This window comes from Bacillus tianshenii, from assembly GCA_020524525.2.
Classification (GTDB): Bacteria; Bacillota; Bacilli; order Bacillales; family Bacillaceae_N; genus Bacillus_AV.
This window is the reverse complement of sequence record CP129018.1, coordinates 3,159,780-3,179,976: the sequence shown is the minus strand read 5'-3', so window position 1 is coordinate 3,179,976 and position 20,197 is coordinate 3,159,780. Positions and strand designations below refer to the sequence as shown.

At 41.1% G+C, this 20,197-nt stretch carries 20 protein-coding genes; all 20 read left to right on the top strand.

Annotation, left to right across the window (positions count from 1 at the left end; genetic code table 11):
- Window positions 1-80 precede the first annotated feature (80 nt).
- The gene (fba, locus tag LC040_15950; GenBank protein ID WLR50739.1) at window positions 81-944 is read left to right on the top strand and encodes a class II fructose-1,6-bisphosphate aldolase; all 864 of its coding nucleotides are present in this window, start codon (window positions 81-83) and stop codon (window positions 942-944) included.
- A gap of 140 nt (window positions 945-1,084) precedes the next feature.
- Window positions 1,085-1,735, top strand: a complete 651-nt coding sequence (gene fsa, locus LC040_15945) for a fructose-6-phosphate aldolase (GenBank protein WLR50738.1) — start codon at window positions 1,085-1,087, stop codon at window positions 1,733-1,735.
- 262 nt (window positions 1,736-1,997) lie between these two features.
- The gene (locus LC040_15940; GenBank protein WLR50737.1) at window positions 1,998-3,281 is read left to right on the top strand and encodes a UDP-N-acetylglucosamine 1-carboxyvinyltransferase; all 1,284 of its coding nucleotides are present in this window, start codon (window positions 1,998-2,000) and stop codon (window positions 3,279-3,281) included.
- A gap of 69 nt (window positions 3,282-3,350) precedes the next feature.
- Window positions 3,351-4,322, top strand: coding sequence for a class II fructose-bisphosphatase (glpX, locus tag LC040_15935; GenBank protein ID WLR50736.1), 972 nt, complete (start codon window positions 3,351-3,353; stop codon window positions 4,320-4,322).
- Window positions 4,323-4,645: 323 nt separating this feature from the next.
- Window positions 4,646-5,929 carry a transcription termination factor Rho gene (rho, locus tag LC040_15930; GenBank protein ID WLR50735.1) on the top strand — a complete coding sequence of 428 codons (1,284 nt, stop codon included), beginning with the start codon at window positions 4,646-4,648 and terminating at the stop codon, window positions 5,927-5,929.
- Between the two features lie 101 nt (window positions 5,930-6,030).
- Complete coding sequence (gene rpmE, locus LC040_15925) at window positions 6,031-6,231, top strand: 50S ribosomal protein L31 (GenBank protein ID WLR50734.1); 201 nt, start codon at window positions 6,031-6,033, stop codon at window positions 6,229-6,231.
- 169 nt (window positions 6,232-6,400) lie between these two features.
- On the top strand, window positions 6,401-7,027 hold the full coding sequence (locus LC040_15920; GenBank protein WLR50733.1) for a thymidine kinase: 627 nt from the start codon (window positions 6,401-6,403) through the stop codon (window positions 7,025-7,027).
- Window positions 7,028-7,100: 73 nt separating this feature from the next.
- Window positions 7,101-7,550 carry a hypothetical protein gene (locus LC040_15915; protein ID WLR50732.1) on the top strand — a complete coding sequence of 150 codons (450 nt, stop codon included), beginning with the start codon at window positions 7,101-7,103 and terminating at the stop codon, window positions 7,548-7,550.
- Between the two features lie 273 nt (window positions 7,551-7,823).
- Window positions 7,824-8,894: a peptide chain release factor 1 gene (gene prfA, locus LC040_15910; protein ID WLR50731.1), complete on the top strand. Its 1,071-nt coding sequence runs from the start codon at window positions 7,824-7,826 to the stop codon at window positions 8,892-8,894.
- Window positions 8,891-9,769, top strand: a complete 879-nt coding sequence (gene prmC, locus LC040_15905) for a peptide chain release factor N(5)-glutamine methyltransferase (protein ID WLR50730.1) — start codon at window positions 8,891-8,893, stop codon at window positions 9,767-9,769. The genes prfA and prmC overlap by 4 nt, the downstream gene beginning before the upstream one ends.
- A 72-nt stretch (window positions 9,770-9,841) precedes the next feature.
- On the top strand, window positions 9,842-10,447 hold the full coding sequence (spoIIR, locus tag LC040_15900) for a stage II sporulation protein R (protein ID WLR50729.1): 606 nt from the start codon (window positions 9,842-9,844) through the stop codon (window positions 10,445-10,447).
- Between the two features lie 194 nt (window positions 10,448-10,641).
- Window positions 10,642-11,688 carry an L-threonylcarbamoyladenylate synthase gene (locus tag LC040_15895; protein WLR53314.1) on the top strand — a complete coding sequence of 349 codons (1,047 nt, stop codon included), beginning with the start codon at window positions 10,642-10,644 and terminating at the stop codon, window positions 11,686-11,688.
- Between the two features lie 91 nt (window positions 11,689-11,779).
- On the top strand, window positions 11,780-12,337 hold the full coding sequence (locus LC040_15890; GenBank protein WLR50728.1) for a manganese efflux pump MntP family protein: 558 nt from the start codon (window positions 11,780-11,782) through the stop codon (window positions 12,335-12,337).
- A 147-nt stretch (window positions 12,338-12,484) separates the two neighbouring features.
- Window positions 12,485-12,937, top strand: coding sequence for a low molecular weight protein arginine phosphatase (locus LC040_15885; GenBank protein ID WLR50727.1), 453 nt, complete (start codon window positions 12,485-12,487; stop codon window positions 12,935-12,937).
- An 89-nt stretch (window positions 12,938-13,026) separates the two neighbouring features.
- Window positions 13,027-13,473, top strand: a complete 447-nt coding sequence (gene rpiB / locus LC040_15880; GenBank protein WLR50726.1) for a ribose 5-phosphate isomerase B — start codon at window positions 13,027-13,029, stop codon at window positions 13,471-13,473.
- A 33-nt stretch (window positions 13,474-13,506) separates the two neighbouring features.
- Complete coding sequence (locus LC040_15875) at window positions 13,507-14,070, top strand: TIGR01440 family protein (protein ID WLR50725.1); 564 nt, start codon at window positions 13,507-13,509, stop codon at window positions 14,068-14,070.
- A gap of 218 nt (window positions 14,071-14,288) precedes the next feature.
- Entirely contained in the window at window positions 14,289-15,530 is a 1,242-nt protein-coding gene (gene glyA, locus LC040_15870; GenBank protein ID WLR50724.1) for a serine hydroxymethyltransferase, read from the top strand.
- 408 nt (window positions 15,531-15,938) lie between these two features.
- A complete protein-coding gene (upp, locus tag LC040_15865; protein WLR50723.1) occupies window positions 15,939-16,568 on the top strand; it encodes a uracil phosphoribosyltransferase in 630 nt (209 codons plus the stop codon).
- Between the two features lie 15 nt (window positions 16,569-16,583).
- Entirely contained in the window at window positions 16,584-17,729 is a 1,146-nt protein-coding gene (wecB, locus tag LC040_15860; protein WLR50722.1) for a UDP-N-acetylglucosamine 2-epimerase (non-hydrolyzing), read from the top strand.
- Between the two features lie 108 nt (window positions 17,730-17,837).
- Complete coding sequence (locus LC040_15855; GenBank protein WLR50721.1) at window positions 17,838-20,033, top strand: S8 family serine peptidase; 2,196 nt, start codon at window positions 17,838-17,840, stop codon at window positions 20,031-20,033.
- Window positions 20,034-20,197: the final 164 nt, after the last annotated feature.

Here is a 20,197-nt window from a genome sequence, read left to right as displayed (position 1 = left end):
CTATACTTGTATTTGGTATTGTGAAGGGTTCACAAGCAACTGAAATATTTGTCGCATATTTAAAGGAGGATTTTATTAAAATGCCTTTAGTATCAATGAAAGAGATGCTTGATAAAGCCAAAGCAGAGGGCTATGGAGTAGGTCAATTTAATCTTAACAACTTAGAGTACACACAAGCTATTCTACAAGCTGCAGAAGAAGAAAAATCTCCTGTTATTTTGGGTGTATCTGAAGGGGCTGCTCGTTACATGGGTAGCTTCGAATCGGTTGTATATATGGTAAAAGGTCTTATGAAGGCGTATGGCACGACTGTACCTGTCGCAATTCATTTAGATCATGGTTCAAGCTTTGAGAAATGTGCTGAAGCAATTCATGCTGGTTTCACATCAGTTATGATTGACGGTTCTCATCATCCGCTTGAAGAAAACATTGCACTTACTAAAAAAGTAGTAGAGCTTGCACACATCCATGGTGTGTCTGTTGAAGCTGAGCTTGGACGCATCGGCGGCCAAGAAGACGATGTAATCGTTGAAGATGCTGAAGCTGCTTATGCAATTCCTGCTGAATGTGATCAACTTGTACGTGACACAGGCGTAGATTGCTTTGCTCCTGCACTTGGTTCAGTACATGGCCCATACAAAGGTGAGCCAAATCTTGGCTTTGATCGCATGGAGGAAATCGGTAAAACAACTGGTGTGCCATTAGTACTTCATGGTGGTACTGGTATTCCGTTGAAAGATGTTCAACGCGCAATTTCACTAGGTACTGCAAAAATCAACGTAAACACAGAAAACCAAATCTCTTCAGCGAAGGTTGTTCGCGAAGTGCTTGCTGAAAAGCCAGACCTTTATGATACACGTAAGTTCATGGGTCCAGCTCGCGATGCTATTAAAGATACAGTTAAAGGTAAAATGCGCGATTTCGGCTCTTCAAACAAGGCTTAAATATAGAAAGATGACACAGATCATTAGCAGGAAACCGCCTTACTCATTAGGCGGTTTCCTTTCTATTCAAGCAGCATTTTATTAAAATCAAATATGCGAAAATTTAAAATACAATTAATTATATATTAGGGGGAAGCGTAATGAAATTCTTTATCGATACAGCTAATATTGAGGAAATTCGTGAGGCAAATGCACTTGGACTTCTTGCAGGTGTAACAACAAACCCAAGTCTTGTAGCAAAGGAAAAAGATGTTTCATTTCATGATCGTTTACGTGAAATTACAGCTGAGGTAGAGGGGTCTGTAAGTGCTGAAGTTGTTTCCTTAAAGGCGGAGGAAATGATCGAAGAAGGAAAAGAACTTGCAGCAATTGCTCCTAATATCACGGTGAAGGTACCAATGACACCAGATGGATTAAAGGCAGTGAAGCGTTTTTCTGAGTTAAACATTAAAACGAATGTCACGCTTGTTTTCTCAGCAAACCAAGCGTTGATGGCAGCTCGTGCCGGAGCAACATATGTGTCACCATTCTTAGGTCGTCTCGATGATATTGGTCATGATGGCTTGGCTCTTATTTCACAAATAGCTGAAATCTTTGACGTACATGAAATTAAGTCGGAAATTATTGCTGCATCAATCCGTCATCCACAGCATATTACAGAAAGTGCATTACGCGGTGCTCATATTGCGACAATCCCGTATAACGTCATTATGCAGCTATTCAAACACCCGTTAACGGATCAAGGGATTGAAAAGTTTTTAGCAGATTGGAATAAACGCGAGCAAAATTAATAAAGTTTTAAAGGTTTATCACAAATCGACCGTTGATAAATGGTATGATTAGAGATAAAACGAGACATCATAAGAAAAAGTACTTGGAAATGCTGGAAATGCACCAAATTTTCCATACTTGCAGCGAACAATTCATTAGATGAACAATTCGTCATGAAATTGTTTGCTGCTTGTGTGTGTTGGCAATCGCATAGTTCCCGCATAACAGAAGGAATTTCAATGAAGTGGAAATTCATATCTGTCGCAAAGAAGGGAGAAAGAAATGGAAAGCTTGATGATTGAAGGCGGACATCGTTTAAATGGGACAGTAAGAGTCAGTGGAGCTAAGAACAGTGCAGTAGCGCTTATTCCTGCTGCAATTCTAGCTGAATCAACTGTTACGATTGACGGCCTTCCAAATATCTCAGATGTACATATCCTGTGCGATCTTCTTGAAGAGATCGGTGGTAAAGTATCATTTGAAAACGATACAGTTGTTGTCGATCCGTCCTCTATGATTTCAATGCCTATGCCGAATGGAAAAGTAAAAAAACTGCGTGCATCTTATTATTTAATGGGTGCAATGCTTGGTCGCTTTAAGCAGGCAGTAATCGGGTTGCCTGGTGGCTGTCATCTAGGACCTCGTCCAATTGATCAGCATATTAAAGGGTTTGAAGCACTTGGTGCAGAGATTACAAATGAGCAAGGCGCTATATACTTACGTGCCAAAGAATTAAGAGGTGCACGAATTTATCTTGATGTGGTTAGTGTCGGAGCAACAATTAACATTATGCTTGCTGCAGTGCGTGCGAAAGGCCAAACAATTATTGAAAATGCCGCAAAGGAACCAGAAATCATCGATGTTGCAACATTGTTAACAAGTATGGGTGCCAAAATTAAAGGTGCTGGTACAGATGTTATTCGGATTGAAGGTGTAAGTGAACTGCATGGGTGCAGACATACGATCATCCCAGACCGAATTGAAGCTGGTACCTATCTTATCGCTGGAGCGGCGATGGGAGAAGAAGTACTTATTGATAATGTCATTTTGCAGCATTTGGAACCGCTTCTTGCAAAGCTGCGAGAAATGGGCGTTCGCCTTAAAACGACAGATGACCAAATTTTCGTAACGAAATCAGATGATATCAAAGCTGTAGATATAAAGACGCTCGTCTATCCAGGCTTCCCGACAGACTTGCAGCAACCACTTACATCACTCATGACGAAAGCTTCTGGGACAGGCATTATTACAGATACAATCTACGGAGCAAGATTCAAACATGTTGATGAACTTCGTAGAATGAATGCGAATATTAAGGTTGAAGGACGTTCAGCGATTATTAGTGGTCCTATTCAATTGCAAGGCGCTAAGGTGAAAGCAAGTGACCTTCGAGCTGGAGCAGCCTTAGTGGTAGCAGGATTAATGGCAGATGGAATTACAGAAGTGTCAGGCCTAGAGCATATTGACCGAGGTTACGAAGGCCTCGTACAAAAACTAAATGGGTTAGGTGCAAAGGTTTGGCGAGAAAAAAGTTATCAAGAGAGACAAGTAAACCAGTATTCATAATGAATCAGGGAGAAAGTGGACAACAAAGAAAACCAGGTCTGGTTAAGTAATATGGGGGAGGAAACATCGATGGATAGAAGTTTATCTTTAGAATTGGTACGTGTGACAGAAGGCGCTGCACTAGCATCAGCTCGCTGGATGGGAAGAGGCAAGAAAGAAGAAGCAGATGACGCAGCAACAACCGCTATGCGCGATGTCTTTGATACCGTTCCGATGAAAGGAACGGTTGTAATCGGTGAAGGTGAAATGGATGAAGCGCCGATGCTTTATATCGGGGAAAAGCTTGGGACAGGCTATGGTCCTCGTGTTGATGTAGCAGTTGACCCACTAGAGGGAACTAATATTGTTGCCCTTGGGACTTGGAATGCCTTAGCTGTTTTGGCAGTAGCTGATCACGGTAATTTATTACATGCGCCTGATATGTATATGGAGAAGATTGCGGTTGGTCCAGAAGCAGTAGGGCTAGTTGATATCAATGCACCAGTTCTAGAAAATCTTCAAGCGGTTGCGAAAGCGAAAAACAAGGACATTGAAGATGTTGTTGTAACAATTTTGAACCGTAAACGTCATGAAAAGTTAATTTCAGAAGTGCGTGAAGCAGGTGCACGTATTAAATTGATTTCAGACGGAGATGTTGCAGGTGCAATTAATACAGCCTTCGACCATACTGGGGTAGATATTTTGTTTGGAAGCGGAGGCGCTCCTGAAGGTGTTCTAGCAGCAGTCGCATTAAAGTGTCTTGGAGGCGAGCTGCAAGGAAAGCTGTTACCACAGGATGAAGCAGAAGTTGAGCGCTGCAAACATATGGGAATCGATGATATTCACCGCGTATTACGAATGGACGACTTAGTTGCTGGTGATGACGCAATCTTTGCGGCAACAGGAGTAACAGATGGCGAACTTCTGAAGGGTGTCCAATTTAAAGGGAATATTGGAACGACACAATCTGTGGTTATGCGTGCCAAATCAGGAACAGTTCGTTTTCTGGACGGTCGCCACAGCTTGAAGAAAAAGCCTAACCTTGTTATTAAAGAAGGCTAACATGAAAACGAGCTCTCGTACAAAGCGAGAGTTCGTTTACTGTTTAGAAAGATCGGGGACAAGAAAGTATAGTGACATTTTGATAGTCACATGATGTCTGCTTCTTTTGCTAGTTTTATGTTGAATACTGCGTTATGTTTTGGTTAAAATAAGAAACATATAGTCTATAGAGAAAAATATCTGCTGCTAAATCTTCTGAAACTCCACTAATCATAGAGTTTATGTGTAACCTTCTTACGGCTGCAGCCTCTATCTTATTATATCCTTTATACTTTTATTAGATTGATTTACTAGATTGAAAATTGAAAAAGAGTGGTGTCTAAATGGCTTTAACAATTTCTAGCTTAGAAAATTTAACGTTAAAAGAATTGTATGAGCATGCGCGTAATTATAAAGTTTCGTATTACAGCAAGCTAAATAAAAAAGAATTGATTTTCTCAATCTTAAAGGCGCAAGCAGAGCAAGATGGCCTTCTTTTCATGGAAGGTGTCTTAGAAATTATTCAGTCGGAAGGGTTTGGATTCTTAAGACCAATTAATTATTCGCCAAGTGCAGAAGATATTTATATTTCAGCATCGCAGATTCGACGTTTTGATTTGCGTAATGGGGATAAAGTTTCTGGGAAAGTAAGACCGCCGAAAGAAAATGAGCGTTATTACGGTTTGCTTCATGTTGAAGCAGTTAATGGCGAAGACCCTGAAACAGCAAAGGAACGTGTTCACTTCCCAGCTTTAACGCCGCTTTATCCTGACCGCCACATCGTACTTGAAACAACACCTAATCATTTATCTACACGTATTATGGATGTGATCGCTCCGGTTGGATTTGGTCAGCGTGGTTTAATTGTTGCTCCTCCTAAAGCTGGTAAAACAATGCTCTTAAAAGAAATTGCCAACAGTATTACTACAAACTATCCACATGCAGAATTAATCGTCTTATTAGTTGATGAACGCCCAGAAGAAGTTACTGATATTGAGCGCTCAGTCAATGGTGATGTCGTTAGTTCGACGTTTGATGAGGTGCCAGAAAATCACATTAAGGTTGCTGAGTTAGTGCTTGAGCGAGCAATGCGACTTGTTGAGCACAAAAAAGATGTTGTCATTCTAATGGATAGTATTACTCGTTTGGCGCGCGCTTATAACTTAACTATTCCACCAAGTGGCCGAACGCTTTCAGGTGGTATTGATCCAGCAGCATTCCATCGCCCAAAACGTTTCTTCGGTGCAGCTCGTAACATTGAAGAAGGTGGAAGCTTAACGATTTTAGCAACGGCTCTTGTTGATACAGGCTCCCGCATGGACGACGTGATCTATGAAGAGTTCAAAGGGACAGGTAATATGGAATTACACTTAGACCGCGGCCTTGCTGAGCGTCGTATCTTCCCGGCAATTGATATTCGCCGTTCTGGAACACGTAAGGAAGAATTGTTGATTCCGAAGAAACATTTAGATAAGCTATGGACAATTCGCAAAACAATGAGTGACTCACCGGATTTTGCGGATCGTTTCTTGAAAGCTTTGAAGGAAACGAAAACAAATGAAGAATTTTTTGAACTTGTGAAAACAACGCCGAAAGGTAATAACATCACAAGACGTTCTTATTCTTAAAGATTCAAGTTGCAAAACATCTGCAAGCTTGATATAATTCTCTCAGTGTGCAACGATAACTCTGTTTCCAAAGGATTCAGGGCAAAAAGGAGTGGAATCACATGAAACAAGCAATCCATCCACAATACAATAAAGTGATGGTTAAATGTTCTTGCGGTAACGAGTTTGAAACGGGCTCTGTTACGGACGAATTACGCGTTGAGGTATGCTCAGAGTGCCACCCGTTCTATACTGGACGTCAGAAATTTGCTGACGCTGGTGGACGTGTTGACCGCTTTAGAAAAAAATACAACCTTAAGTAATCGGTTCAATATACCGGTTGACGGATTGTTTCATTTTGTTCAAAGCGTTGAGCAGTTGGATGAAACGAAGCAGGCAAGGATTCTTGCCTGCTTTTTGTATGTTCATACATTGATTGGTTTTATTTGAAAATATTAATAATGCTGCGCCGGCAAAGGAGGACGTAAGATCGTGTATGTGATGAAACACAATGGTTGGCTTGAAGTGATTTGCGGCAGTATGTTTTCGGGAAAGTCTGAGGAATTAATTCGGCGTATTCGACGAGCTGAATTTGGAAAGATGACTGTCCAAGTCTTTAAGCCACAAATAGACAATCGTTATGACAATGAAGCGGTTGTTTCACACAACGGCACGTCATATATGGCTACTCCCGTAGCAAAAGCGCGTGAGATTCTAGATCTTGTTGAACCAGAAGTTGATATTATTGGAATTGATGAAGTACAGTTCTTGGATGAAGAGGTTGTGAATGTAGCAGCAGGGCTAGCAGATCGCGGTTATCGAGTTATCGTAGCTGGATTAGACCAAGATTTTCGTGGAGAGCCGTTCGGAAGTATGCCGCAATTAATGGCCATTGCAGAATCAGTTACGAAGCTACAGGCCATTTGTCCGTGTTGCGGGTCGCCGGCAAGCAGAACGCAACGTTTAATTAATGGAAAGCCTGCTTCGTATGATGATCCAATTATTTTAGTTGGAGCATCAGAAGCATATGAGCCACGTTGTCGCCATTGCCATGAAGTGCCTAAACATCCTGTGAACAAGCTTTTTGCAGAAAAGGACTCCGTTCATTCTCAGGATTAGTATTATACCAATATTTACTTAAGTATTCGATGTTCGTTTGGAGAAACTACCCCATAAAAGGGGGAAATCTCAAATGAAAAAAACATTTTCAATAGCTGTATTAGCGGGATTGATTGGCTTTACAGGAGCTTGTACGCCTGCTAATCCTGAAAAAACTGAAATTCTTCAAGGTGAAGATTTGGAAGGCCAAATGAAAATTAACCAAACAAATCCGAGCTACCGGCCTGAAGAAGGCGAAGAATTATATGAAGACCAGAATCCGAACTTTTTGAACATTGGAGAACGGAAAACACAGAATACAACTGGTGCTTCACAAGATATGCTTCGCGGCGTTGTCGTCACAGACGGAAAGTTCAACCCAGGAATGATTTTCACAAATGGCAGAAAAGCATATGTCTATGTTAGACCTAAAGAGAATTATTCCAAAGAAGAGCTTCGGAAATACAGAAAAGAGCTTGAAAAGAAATTAACAATGGCTGTACAAAGGTACGAAGTTGTACTGAGAGTCAGAAATGCTAAATAACTCGCTCCATTTGGAACGAGTTTTTTCTTTATATTTTGGAGGTCGGTGGACGTACCTGAAACGAGCCGCCTCCGCTTTTCGGGGTGTCCAGCTGCGGCGGCTAGGGGCTCGAGGTCATAAGTCAGCCTGCTGCGGGGACAAAAGGCGGTCCCCTCCGCATTCTGCCTTATGCTTGTCACCCCTGAACAAGCCGCCTCCGCTTTTCTTTTGACTACATATGCTGAGTATAATATAATTAGAATGTTATGGACTTGATTCGATGAGGTGATTGACATGTTAGATAAGTTACAGTCAATTGAAGACCGGTATGAGAAATTAAATGAGTTATTGAGTGACCCAGATGTGATTAGTGACAGCAACAAGCTGCGTGAATATTCGAAAGAGCAATCTAGCATTGAAGAGACGGTGCAAGTGTATCGTGAATATAAAGATGTGAAAGAGCAGCTCGATGATGCAAAAGTGATGCTTGAAGATAAGCTTGATGCGGATATGAGAGAAATGGTGAAAGAGGAAATCTCTGAATTAGCTGAACGTGAAGAGACTCTTTCTGACCAGCTTAAGCGCTTGCTTGTTCCGAAAGATCCGAATGATGATAAGAACGTTATCATGGAAATCCGTGGTGCTGCTGGTGGTGATGAAGCAGCATTGTTCGCAGGTGACCTTTATCGCATGTACAGCCGTTATGCTGAAGCAAAAGGCTGGAAGACAGAAGTGATTGAAGCGAGCTCGACAGAACTTGGCGGATACAAAGAAATTATTTTTATGATTAACGGAAATGGTGCTTACTCAAGATTGAAGTATGAAAATGGTGCACACCGTGTGCAACGTGTACCTGAGACAGAGTCTGGCGGCCGCATTCATACGTCAACTTCAACAGTCGCGGTATTACCTGAGGCGGAAGAGGTTGAAATCGATATTAATGAAAAAGACATTCGTGTTGATACGTTTGCTTCTAGTGGTCCTGGTGGTCAAAGTGTTAATACAACAATGTCTGCGGTTCGCTTAACGCATGTTCCGACTGGTGTAGTCGTTTCCTGCCAAGATGAGAAATCCCAGATTAAGAACAAAGAGAAGGCAATGAAAGTATTGCGTGCTCGTATCTATGATAAGTTCCAGCAGGAAGCACAGGCGGAGTATGCTGAAAACCGTAAGATGGCAGTTGGAACGGGTGATCGCTCAGAGCGTATTCGTACGTACAATTTCCCGCAAACACGTGTAACAGACCACCGAATTGGTTTAACGCTTCAAAAGCTTGACCAGATTTTACAAGGGAAATTAGATGAAATTATTGATCCGCTTATTATGGAAGATCAAACAAAACGTATGGAGAGTGCCGAGCAATGATGCATTCTTTTTCGAAGATTTTTGAAGCCCTTAATTGGGCTTCTTCTTTTTTGAAGGAAGCAGGCCGTGAAGAAGAAGCAGCGAAATTGTTGCTTTGTTATCACCTTGATTTAACGCGCTCTCAATTATTTTTCAATATGCGTGAATCGTTTCCGCAAGATAAGGTTGAGGTGTTCGTACGTGATGTTAAGAAGTATGCAGATGGTACGCCAGTTCAGCATATAACAGGCAGAGAAGAATTCTATGGGCGAATGTTTCAAGTAAACCCGCATGTTCTTATTCCCCGTCCTGAAACGGAAGAATTGGTACAAGGTGTCTTAAAGCGAATGGACGATCTTCAATCTCGAGATGGAGCGTTTCAGCTTGCCGATATCGGGACTGGTAGTGGGATTATTGCGACGACGATGGCATTAGAAGCACGTAATTTGGATGTGTTAGCTGTTGATATTTCTGAAAAAGCATTGGGAACAGCTCAACACAATGCGAAGATGCTTGGAGCGGAAGTGACCTTTTTCAATGGCAGCTTTCTTGAGCCGATTATGGAACGTGGGGTGAAATTAGATATTCTTGTCTCGAATCCCCCTTATATTCCGCGTGAGGAAGTAATGAAATTAGAAGATATCGTGAGAGACCATGAGCCGATTTTAGCACTTGCAGGTGGAGATGATGGCTTAGATTGTTATCGGGTGATTATTAGCCAGCTTCCGAAGGTGATGAAGCCAAATGGACTTATCGCATTTGAAATTGGTTCCGGCCAAGGTAAAGATTTAGAAGCATTCATTCTTTCGCAATATCCAAAAGCAACTGTAGAAATCGAAGATGATATCAATGGGAAAGAACGAATGGTTTTTGCTTTTCTAAATGATGAGAACTAAACTTTAAATCAATGTATAGATTTCTCCTTTTCCGTCCACAATGTTTTTATAGAGACGGAGGGAGAAATAATTATGAAGAAACTAGCAATCATTTATTTTATACTTTCATATGTAGGTGTTGTTCTATTTCAGCAATATGATGTTCAAGCAGCAGGTCAGCAGAATGAGGGAGCATTTGAAATTCCGAAAGAGGCGATTCGCCTTCGGATTCTAGCAAACAGTGATTCTATGAAAGACCAGCAAGTGAAACGACTTGTTCGTGATGAAGTAAATAAACAAATTAACCTTTGGGTAGCAGATATGACATCAATTGAGGAAGCGAGAACGAAGATTAAATCAAGCCAAGCTGAAATTGAAGCCATTGTAGAAGCTGTACTAGCTGAACAACAGAGTGATGAAATTTATTCCGTTGATTTTGAAATGGCGAAGTTTCCAACAAAGATGTACGGTCAATTTATTTATCCTGCTGGGACATATGAAGCAGTTGTCATTACACTTGGAGAAGGAAAAGGAGCGAACTGGTGGTGTGTGCTATTTCCGCCGCTTTGTTTCTTAGATTTCTCGAATGGTGATGCAGTTAAAGCTGAAACGCCAGATAAGGAAGAAGAAAAAGATGAAACAGAAATTAAATTTTTTGTGTTCGAATGGTTGAAAAAAGCTGTAGAGCTGTTCTCATAATTTGAAGGTGTGGATAAAGTGTCGAGTATCATTCACTTATACACACTATCCACTAAGTTATCCACAAAATAGTGGGTAACTTTTGCTTTTTCTTAGGAAACACGCAAAAACAACGAATAATTCAGAAAAATAAGCGAATTTACAGACAGCCATGTGGATATTTTTTGAAAGTAGGAGTGATTCCTGTGGATAACTTGAAAACAATTAGATGGAAAATTAACCAACAAAGTGAAATAATAACAGAAAATCCACAGATTCAAGAGGCAGCACTGTGGATAAAAGAGAATGAAGTGATTGGATTTCCAACTGAAACGGTCTATGGTCTAGGAGCAAATGCGTTAAATGATAGGGCTGTGGAGAAGATTTTTGCAGCGAAAGGAAGACCGAGTGACAACCCATTAATTGTCCATATATCGAATGTAGAACAATTAAAGCAATTAACTGCACATATAAATGAAAAAGCTCAAGCATTGATTGATGCTTATTGGCCGGGACCACTGACGATGATTTTTCAATCGAATGGAAAAGCATCGGAGAAGGTGACTGCTGGATTATCAACGGTTGCTGTGCGTATGCCGGATCATCCTGTTGCTCAAGCGTTAATTGAAGCCTCCGGACTTCCGTTAGCAGCGCCAAGTGCAAATCGCTCTGGTAAGCCGAGTCCGACGAAGGCTGAACATGTAGAGTTTGATCTTGACGGTAAAATTGCGGGGATTCTTGATGGCGGTGAAACAGGTGTGGGTGTTGAATCAACGGTTCTTGACGTAACGTGTGAGCCGCCGATGATCCTTCGTCCAGGTGGTATTACGAAGAGTCAGATTGAACAAGTCATAGGTAAGATTGCATTCGATCCATCCTTGCAGAAGGCTGAAGAAGCTCCGAAATCTCCAGGAATGAAATATACACATTACGCACCGGACGCTGAACTTTCTGTGGTAGATGGTGACAAGTATATGATCCAGGAGCTTGTAGATAAAGTGAAAAAGCAAGGGCGACGTGTTGGTATATTAACAACCGAAGAAAATAAAGATTTCTATGAAGCTGATATTGTTTTATCATGCGGAACGCGAGCTGATTTAAAAACTGTTGCCCGGCACTTGTATGGTGTGTTGCGTGACTTTGATACGCATAAATTAGATGTGATTCTTAGTGAACGTTTCCCTGAAACGGAGGTAGGCGAGGCGGTTATGAATCGTCTGCTTAAAGCAGCAGGGCATCGGGTGATCCGTACAGAATCCTAGTGTAAATCTCTTTCTTTTTCAAGCAGAAAAGATACTTCTATTCCCCTTAGGACTAGCATATGTTGAATTAGCAAGTCCTAGGGGGTTTGAGATGAATGTAACAGAATGGGCGTTTGAAGTTTTCACATTAGCAGTAATGGCATTTGCCTTAGGAATGGATGCATTCTCTGTAGGACTTGGTATGGGAATGCTCCAGCTAAGGCTTAAACGAATTTTTGTTATTGGTTTGACGATTGGTCTCTTTCATGTCATTATGCCGCTGTCTGGCATGTTTTTCGGTAGTTTGCTTTCTGAACATTTTGAAGGGATTGCCGTTTATATTGGGGGCGCATTGCTTCTAATATTAGGCGTACAGATGATTATTTCTTCATTTCGTTCAAGTGAAGAATCACTCATTATGCCTGTCGGGTTCGGGTTGCTTCTATTTGCCTTGAGTGTCAGCCTTGATAGTTTTTCTGTAGGATTGAGTCTAGGAATCTATGGAGCACGAGTGATTCTTGCGATTGCAATGTTTGGTCTATTCAGTACGGCATTGACTTGGGCTGGCTTACTGCTTGGGCGGAAAGTTCAATCATGGCTTGGTTCTTATGGAGAAGCGCTTGGAGGAAGTATATTATTGGCAATCGGAATTAAATTATTGTTTGTCTAAAACCAGCATGAAGGAAATGCTGGTTTCTTTGTGTTGCGAACTTCCTTAGGTGGACCAGCTTATTTCTTGCGTTTCAAATGTATGCCAATACTTTTATATCGTTTATAATGTGTATAGCAGAGTTTGGCGTTGGAAGGAGGTAAAGTAATGAAGAATGTGTTGTTCGTCTGTACTGGAAATACATGCCGGAGCCCGATGGCAGAAGCGATTTTTAATAAAAAAGCCGCTGGAAAGTTTGAAGCCAAGTCAGCGGGTGTCTTTGCTTCGGATGGAAGTGAAGCGTCTCCACAATCATTAGAGGTATTGAAGGAAAAAGGAATTGAATTTGTTCATTCCTCGAGTTCGCTTCAACCTGAATTAATTGATTGGGCAGATCTTATCTTAACGATGACAACAGGCCATAAGCAAATGCTTCTCATGCATGTCCCTGAATCTACGGAAAAGGTTTATGTTCTAAGAGAGTTCGTTGAAACAGAGAATGAAAATCCTGATATCTCTGATCCATTCGGAGGTTCAGTTGAACAATATCGAGATACATTGCTTGAAATTGATGTATTAATCGACAAATTAATTGAAAAACTCTCAAAAACAGAGAGATAATTTAGCCAAGATGAAGCACAAAAGTTGAAAGAAACGATATACCCGTTCAAAATAAATAAAAAAGCTCTTAAATAGGGAGGACGAATAAAATGAAAGTAGCAATCAGTTCTGATCACGGTGGCATAAATATTCGCGAGGAAATAAAAAGCTTAATGGATGAAATGAATATTGAGTATAAAGATTTTGGCTGTGAGTGTGATACTTCTGTCGACTATCCTGATTATGGCTTTCCGGTAGCTGAAGGAGTCGCAAACGGCGAATTTGACCGAGGTATTGTCATTTGTGGGACAGGCATTGGCATGTCAATTTCAGCGAATAAAGTAAAAGGAGTTCGCTGTGCACTTGTTCATGATTTATTCAGTGCAAAAGCAACAAGAGAGCATAATGATAGTAACGTGCTTGCAATGGGTGAGCGTGTAATCGGGCCAGGTCTTGCACGTGAGATTGCAAAGGTTTGGTTAACGACTGATTATGAAGGTGGCCGTCACGAACGTCGTGTAGCAAAAATTACAGAATACGAAAATAAATCTTCTTAATTGAAAGGAAGTTCAAGTGCCATGAGTCTAGATATGAAGAAAATGCGTCAATCCTTACAGAAAGCATTGGCGGATTTACATGCAGAGGCACAACTTTCACAAGACTATATCTTCGTTGTCGGATGCAGCACAAGTGAAGTTGCCGGGAAACATATTGGAAGTGCAGGGACAACCGAAGTAGCGGCAGAGCTGTATGAAGTATTTGAAGAGTTTCGAGAGCAGACAGGCGTTCAGCTGGCTTTCCAATGTTGTGAACACCTCAATCGTGCTCTCGTTGTCGAAAGCTCTACTGCCCGTAAGCAAGATTTGGACCCTGTCGCGGTTATCCCGGTTCCGTCTGCAGGCGGATCTATGGCAGCCTATGCGTATAATCACTTCAAAGAACCAGTAATGGTCGAGCATATTAAGGCAGATGCCGGTATTGATATCGGAGACACATTGATAGGCATGCACTTAAAACACGTTGCAGTGCCGATCCGCAGTGAAATAAAAGAAGTTGGTTTTGCTCATATTACAATGGCGAAAGTCCGTCCGAAGTTAATTGGCGGGGCACGAGCCGTCTATCGCGTAACGAAGGAGAATGAAAGCTGTCACTAAGCTTTCATTCTGTTCTTTGTTATGAAATGTTTGGAAATAACAAAAAATTAAATCTAATTCTTCAAGTTTGGCGAAAACATGTTACAATAGAAACGTCGTTATTTTTCGTATTTTGTAGAATGAAGATAAGAAAAATGGCAAATTAGAATTTTGGTTCAGTGAAAAGACGAACGTTCCGAGTGTTTTTATCTTCGAGATTAAGAAAGCGGGGGAAGATCATGAAACATTTACAGAATCAAGACAAAGCGGTTTTTGAAGCAATGCAGGATGAGTTAGTGAGACAACGAGAAAAAATTGAGTTAATTGCATCAGAAAACTTCGTAAGCGAAGCGGTTATGGAAGCACAAGGTTCGGTGCTAACAAACAAATATGCAGAAGGTTATCCAGGACGCCGTTATTATGGCGGCTGTGAGCATGTCGATGTTGCGGAAAATATTGCGCGCGACCGTGCAAAAGAGATCTTTGGTGCAGAGCATGCGAATGTCCAGCCTCATTCAGGCGCTCAAGCGAACATGGCTGTCTACTTCACAATTCTTGAGCAAGGTGACACAGTGCTTGGTATGGACTTATCACATGGTGGTCACTTAACACACGGAAGCCCAGTAAACTTCAGTGGCGTTCAATACAACTTTGTTGCTTATGGTGTTGACGAAGAAACAGGTACAATTAATTACGAAACAGTCTTAGAAAAAGCAAAAGAGCACAAACCAAAATTAATCGTCGCAGGTGCAAGTGCATATCCTCGCGAAATTGATTTCAAAAAATTCCGCGAAATTGCAGATGAAGTTGGCGCATACTTAATGGTTGACATGGCACATATTGCTGGCCTAGTTGCGACAGGACATCATCAAAATCCTGTGCCATTTGCTGACTTTGTTACAACAACAACACATAAGACATTACGCGGACCTCGTGGCGGTATGATTCTATGTAAAGAAGAATATGCTAAGAAAATCGATAAATCGATCTTCCCTGGTCTTCAAGGCGGACCACTTATGCATGTGATTGCAGCGAAAGCAGTAGCATTTGGTGAAGCACTTGATGACTCATTCAAAACATACTCACAAAATATTATCAACAATGCGAAGAAGCTTGCGGAAGGTCTTCAAGCTGAAGGCATTAAGCTTGTTTCTGACGGCACAGATAACCACTTATTACTTGTGGACCTGCGCAACTTGAATATTACAGGTAAAGATGCTGAGAAAGCATTGGATGATATCGGTGTAACCGTTAATAAAAACACAATTCCATTCGATCCAGAAAGCCCGTTTGTAACAAGCGGTGTTCGTATCGGTACAGCGGCAGTAACAAGCCGTGGCTTTGGTGAAGCAGAAATGGAAGAGATCGCTAAGATTATTGCTCTTACATTGAAGAACATCGACAACGAAGAAGTGTTAAAAGAAGCGAAAGAGCGTGTTGCGAAGTTAACAAGCGGATTCGAACTATATCCAGAGCGCTAAAATAAACAAAGGACTGACTCGAAAATGTTGAGTCAGTCCTTTTTTTTATGCTCGTTTTCTTCCAAGAAAAAACCGTCGTTCATAAAAAGAACGGCGGTTTTGCTATACAGCAAGTTTTGTCATTGCGTTCTATTCAAAAAGGAAAAGAAAAGAACGACGTATCAATGTGAACATACCAAATTTTTTCCGTTTTGGCTATATTTTTCTAAGAAATTTGTCACGAAAAAAATTTGTGTATAGGTTGAAAGGGTGAGGTATAACAGTTGTATAAGGGGAAAACGTTTATCTCCCAGTGGAGATTTCTCTGCAAAGCTTGCAGTGTAATCGTTTTTTCTGTACAATTTTTAGGAATGGAGACAGAGAGGATTATTGTCGAAAATTCTGGACTGAAAAAGGAGAGATACATCAATGGGAAAAGTATATGTTTTTGATCATCCGTTAATTCAGCACAAATTAACATACATACGTGACAAAAGAACTGGTACAAAGGAATTTCGTGAGCTTGTAGATGAGGTTGCAAGCTTAATGGCATTCGAGATTACGCGTGAGCTTCCATTAGAAGAAGTTGAAATTGAAACACCTGTTCAAGAAGCGAAGTCAAAAGTGTTAGCAGGGAAGAAGCTTGGCTTAGTACCGATCCTACGTGCAGGTCTTGGAATGGTTGATGGCATTTTGAAGCTTATTCCGGCTGCAAAGGTTGGACACGTTGGCTTATACCGTGACCCAGAAACATTGAAGCCAGTAGAGTATTACGTAAAGTTACCTTCTGACATTGAAGAGCGTGAACTTATCGTGTTAGATCCGATGCTTGCGACTGGTGGTTCAGCAGTAGAGGCAATTACATCACTTAAAAAGCGCGGTGCGAAAAATATTAAGCTTATGTGTATTATCGCAGCCCCAGAAGGTGTAGAAGTTGTGAAAAAAGAACATCCAGATGTGGACATATATCTAGCGGCACTTGACGAAAAACTGAATGAAAAAGGATACATTGTACCTGGTCTCGGTGATGCCGGCGACCGTTTATTCGGAACGAAATAAAATTGAGGTGATTGTGTGGCTAAGCGGATTAAGGTCATGACTATTTTCGGTACGCGGCCTGAAGCGATAAAGATGGCACCACTTGTACTGGAGCTAGAGAAGCGTCCAGAACAATTTGAGTCGATTGTAACGGTTACTGCTCAACATAGAGAAATGCTTGATCAAGTGTTGGATATTTTTGGTGTGAAACCGGACTATGACTTAAATATTATGAAGGCACGCCAAACATTAACAGATGTTACGACAAAAGCATTAGAAGGTTTAGAGAAGATTATGCAGGATGTCAAGCCGGATATTGTCCTCGTTCATGGGGATACAACGACAACATTCGTGGCTGGACTTGCTGCCTTTTATAACCAAGCGGCTGTCGGGCATGTGGAAGCAGGCCTTCGTACATGGAACAAGTTTTCTCCGTATCCAGAGGAAATGAACCGTCAATTAACAGGTGTGCTTGCAGATTTGCACTTTGCGCCAACTGATAAAGCGGAAAGCAACCTTTTGAATGAAAATAAGAAGAAGGATGCAATTTTCGTAACAGGAAACACGGCAATTGATGCGTTAAAAACAACGGTCAGCAATGATTACCAGCACGAGGTACTTGAAAAAATCGGTGACGATAAGATGATTCTTCTTACCGCCCATCGTCGTGAAAACCTTGGTCAGCCAATGCGTAATATGTTCAAAGCAATTAAACGAATTGTCAATGAACATGAAGATGTGCAAGTTGTTTACCCTGTACATCTTAACCCTGTTGTTCGTGAAATTGCCGGGGAAATTCTTGGCGATGATCCGCGAATCCATCTTATTGAACCGCTCGGTGTTATTGATTTTCATAACTTTGCAAACCAATCTTATTTCATCATGACCGATTCAGGCGGAGTTCAAGAAGAAGCTCCATCTCTTGGCGTTCCTGTTCTCGTGCTTCGTGACACCACAGAACGTCCTGAAGGAATTGAAGCGGGTACATTGAAATTAGCAGGAACAGAAGAGGAAAATGTTTATCAGCTAGCAAAAGAGCTGTTAACAAATCCAGAAGTATATGAACAAATGTCCAAAGCATCAAACCCGTACGGTGATGGCGATGCTTCTGCGAGAATTGCTGAAGCGATTCGTTACCATTTCGAACAGTCAAATGAACGGCCGAAACGCTTTACACCATAACAAATAAGAGATTGACTCAAAGTGGGATTTACACTTCATTTGAGTTAATCTCTTTTTTTAATTCTTTTTAAGAAGATGTGGCATGCTAACACATAGAGGTGAGCATCCATGTTCAGAACGGTATTAATTGTTATGATTCTTTTCCCTATATTTAGCTTTCAAAGCCAAGCAGTAGCTCAGCAAAAGTTTCTGGTGGAATTAGAAGAGTCTGTTTCGGTTGACAGTATGATTGAAAAGTACCCTTCATTCCAAGTAACAGAGCGATATGATACAGTCTTTCATGGCTTTGCGATGACAGGGTCTGTTCAAGATAAAATAAATCTGGAAAAAGAAACGGGCATTAAAAAAATTCACCCAGTTTCTTCATATAAAGTAAAGCTTGATGAGAGTGTTCCTTTCCTCGGCGGTGAGCATATCCGAAAGGCTGTTGGCGATCTTGAAGAAGTGACTGGGAAAGGGGTCAAAGTTGGGGTAATTGATACAGGCGTTGATTATCATCACCCTGACCTTCGTACAAGCTATAGCGGGGGTTATGATGTAGTGGATAAAGATAACGATCCGCTTGAAACGACAGTTAAGCAGGGCATGCCGACAAGTCATGGCACACATGTAGCTGGTATTATCGCAGCTAATGGAAAATTAAAAGGCGTTGCTCCTGAGGCAGAGGTATATGCTTACCGTGCGCTAGGCCCAGGAGGAATGGGAACTTCCGAACAAGTAATTGCAGCCATCGAAAGAGCAGTGAAGGATGGAATGGATATTATTAATTTATCGCTTGGAAATGATGTGAATGGACCGGACTGGCCGACAAGTATTGCTTTGAATAAGGCAGTAGAAAAAGGTGTGATCGCCGTTACATCCACGGGGAATTCAGGACCGGGGATCTGGACGGTAGGTTCACCAGGTACTTCAGAGAAAGCAATTTCTGTCGGTGCATCTGCCCCTCCATTAAAAATACCATTCATTCAGCTTTTTTCAGAAGATAAGCTTGTGCCAATAAGACTTCTTCAAGGTTCACCTTCATGGAGCCAGACGAGAGACACCGAAATTGTTACAGCAGGAAAAGGACTTCCTTCTGATTATAAAAATGCAAAAGGTAAAGTTGCTTTAGTAGAACGGGGAGAAATTTCATTTACTGAAAAAGCCATTAATGCCGAAAATGCAGGTGCTAAGGCCTTGCTAATCTATAATAATGAAAAAGGTGCATTTCAAGGTTTATTAGAAGGAACCTTCAAAATTCCTGTTGCCTCTTTGACGAAGGAAGAAGGAAAACATTTGCTTCAAGATATTTCTTCAGGACATCATTATTTGGAGACAAAGCGGGTATCCATTGAAGATCAGCTCGCGTCTTTTAGCTCCCGTGGGCCTGTCACAGTTGATTGGGGGATCAAGCCGGATGTAACAGCTCCAGGTGTTGCGATAAACAGTACAGTTCCAATTGGATATGAAGCAATGAACGGAACGAGTATGGCAGCCCCTCATGTTGCAGGTGCATCTGCACTTATTAAAGAAAAACACCCAGACTGGGCTCCGCAAGAAGTAAAAGCAGCACTAATGAATACAGCAAAGAAATTATATAACGAAGAAGGTGAACTGTACGAGGTATATGAGCAAGGTGCAGGCCGTATTCAAATTGACCGGGCATTGAAGACTGAAAGCCTTGCTTACCCTTCTTCACTTTCATTTGGGTTGTTCGATAAAAAGTTCGGTCGTGTGAAAAAGAAGCTGCCATTTACAATTGAAAACAAAGGTGCCACAGAAAGAAGATATACATTCGGAATACCAGGCGTAACAAAGGGTGTCCAATGGAAAGTACCGAAGACATTTACTTTGCAGCCATACACGAAAAAGCAAGTAGAGGTTGTGGTCGATCTACAACCGGAATTCTTACAGGCAGGAATGTATAGCGGTTACTTAGAAGTACGTGGTGGGGAGGATATCTTAACTGTTCCTTACTTATATATAATAGAAGATACTTCCTATCAAAAAGTAATGGGCTTTCATTTTGGCTTAGATGATAACCAAAATAGCTACAAGTATGAGCTATATTTACCGGAAGATGTAGAGCAATTAAAGGTGATGTTATTTGATCCAGATACTTTGCGATTAGTAACGACTCTTCATGAAGAACAGCAAGTGAAACGAGGACGAAAAGAAGGTATTTATTTGCGTGAAGAATTAGAAGTACCTGATGGTGTGTATCAAGCAATTGTGTTAATCGAAAATGAAGGAAAAATAAGCACCCAGCAAATATATACGCAGGTAGGTACAGGAACAAAAAACCATAAGTTTTCTTTGCGATAATGTAGTAAAAAATGATAGATTTTCTTTGAAAATTTGACGTATTTTTGAACAAGTTCAAAATGGTTGCATTTATACTGTAAACGCATTGACATTGTGGAAACCCTATTGTATGCTTACAAAGGATATTAAATGATAAGGTTTTCATAATAAGGATTCATGTAGAT

What these genes read in the sequence shown, in the direction of transcription:
- fba (WLR50739.1), top strand. Translation starts at nt 81, where the DNA reads ATGCCTTTAGTATCAATGAAAGAGATGCTTGATAAAGCCAAAGCAGAG.
- fsa (WLR50738.1), top strand. Translation starts at nt 1,085, where the DNA reads ATGAAATTCTTTATCGATACAGCTAATATTGAGGAAATTCGTGAGGCA.
- LC040_15940 (WLR50737.1), top strand. Translation starts at nt 1,998, where the DNA reads ATGGAAAGCTTGATGATTGAAGGCGGACATCGTTTAAATGGGACAGTA.
- glpX (WLR50736.1), top strand. Translation starts at nt 3,351, where the DNA reads ATGGATAGAAGTTTATCTTTAGAATTGGTACGTGTGACAGAAGGCGCT.
- rho (WLR50735.1), top strand. Translation starts at nt 4,646, where the DNA reads ATGGCTTTAACAATTTCTAGCTTAGAAAATTTAACGTTAAAAGAATTG.
- rpmE (WLR50734.1), top strand. Translation starts at nt 6,031, where the DNA reads ATGAAACAAGCAATCCATCCACAATACAATAAAGTGATGGTTAAATGT.
- LC040_15915 (WLR50732.1), top strand. Translation starts at nt 7,101, where the DNA reads ATGAAAAAAACATTTTCAATAGCTGTATTAGCGGGATTGATTGGCTTT.
- prfA (WLR50731.1), top strand. Translation starts at nt 7,824, where the DNA reads ATGTTAGATAAGTTACAGTCAATTGAAGACCGGTATGAGAAATTAAAT.
- prmC (WLR50730.1), top strand. Translation starts at nt 8,891, where the DNA reads ATGATGCATTCTTTTTCGAAGATTTTTGAAGCCCTTAATTGGGCTTCT.
- spoIIR (WLR50729.1), top strand. Translation starts at nt 9,842, where the DNA reads ATGAAGAAACTAGCAATCATTTATTTTATACTTTCATATGTAGGTGTT.
- LC040_15890 (WLR50728.1), top strand. Translation starts at nt 11,780, where the DNA reads ATGAATGTAACAGAATGGGCGTTTGAAGTTTTCACATTAGCAGTAATG.
- LC040_15885 (WLR50727.1), top strand. Translation starts at nt 12,485, where the DNA reads ATGAAGAATGTGTTGTTCGTCTGTACTGGAAATACATGCCGGAGCCCG.
- rpiB (WLR50726.1), top strand. Translation starts at nt 13,027, where the DNA reads ATGAAAGTAGCAATCAGTTCTGATCACGGTGGCATAAATATTCGCGAG.
- LC040_15875 (WLR50725.1), top strand. Translation starts at nt 13,507, where the DNA reads ATGAAGAAAATGCGTCAATCCTTACAGAAAGCATTGGCGGATTTACAT.
- glyA (WLR50724.1), top strand. Translation starts at nt 14,289, where the DNA reads ATGAAACATTTACAGAATCAAGACAAAGCGGTTTTTGAAGCAATGCAG.
- upp (WLR50723.1), top strand. Translation starts at nt 15,939, where the DNA reads ATGGGAAAAGTATATGTTTTTGATCATCCGTTAATTCAGCACAAATTA.
- LC040_15855 (WLR50721.1), top strand. Translation starts at nt 17,838, where the DNA reads ATGTTCAGAACGGTATTAATTGTTATGATTCTTTTCCCTATATTTAGC.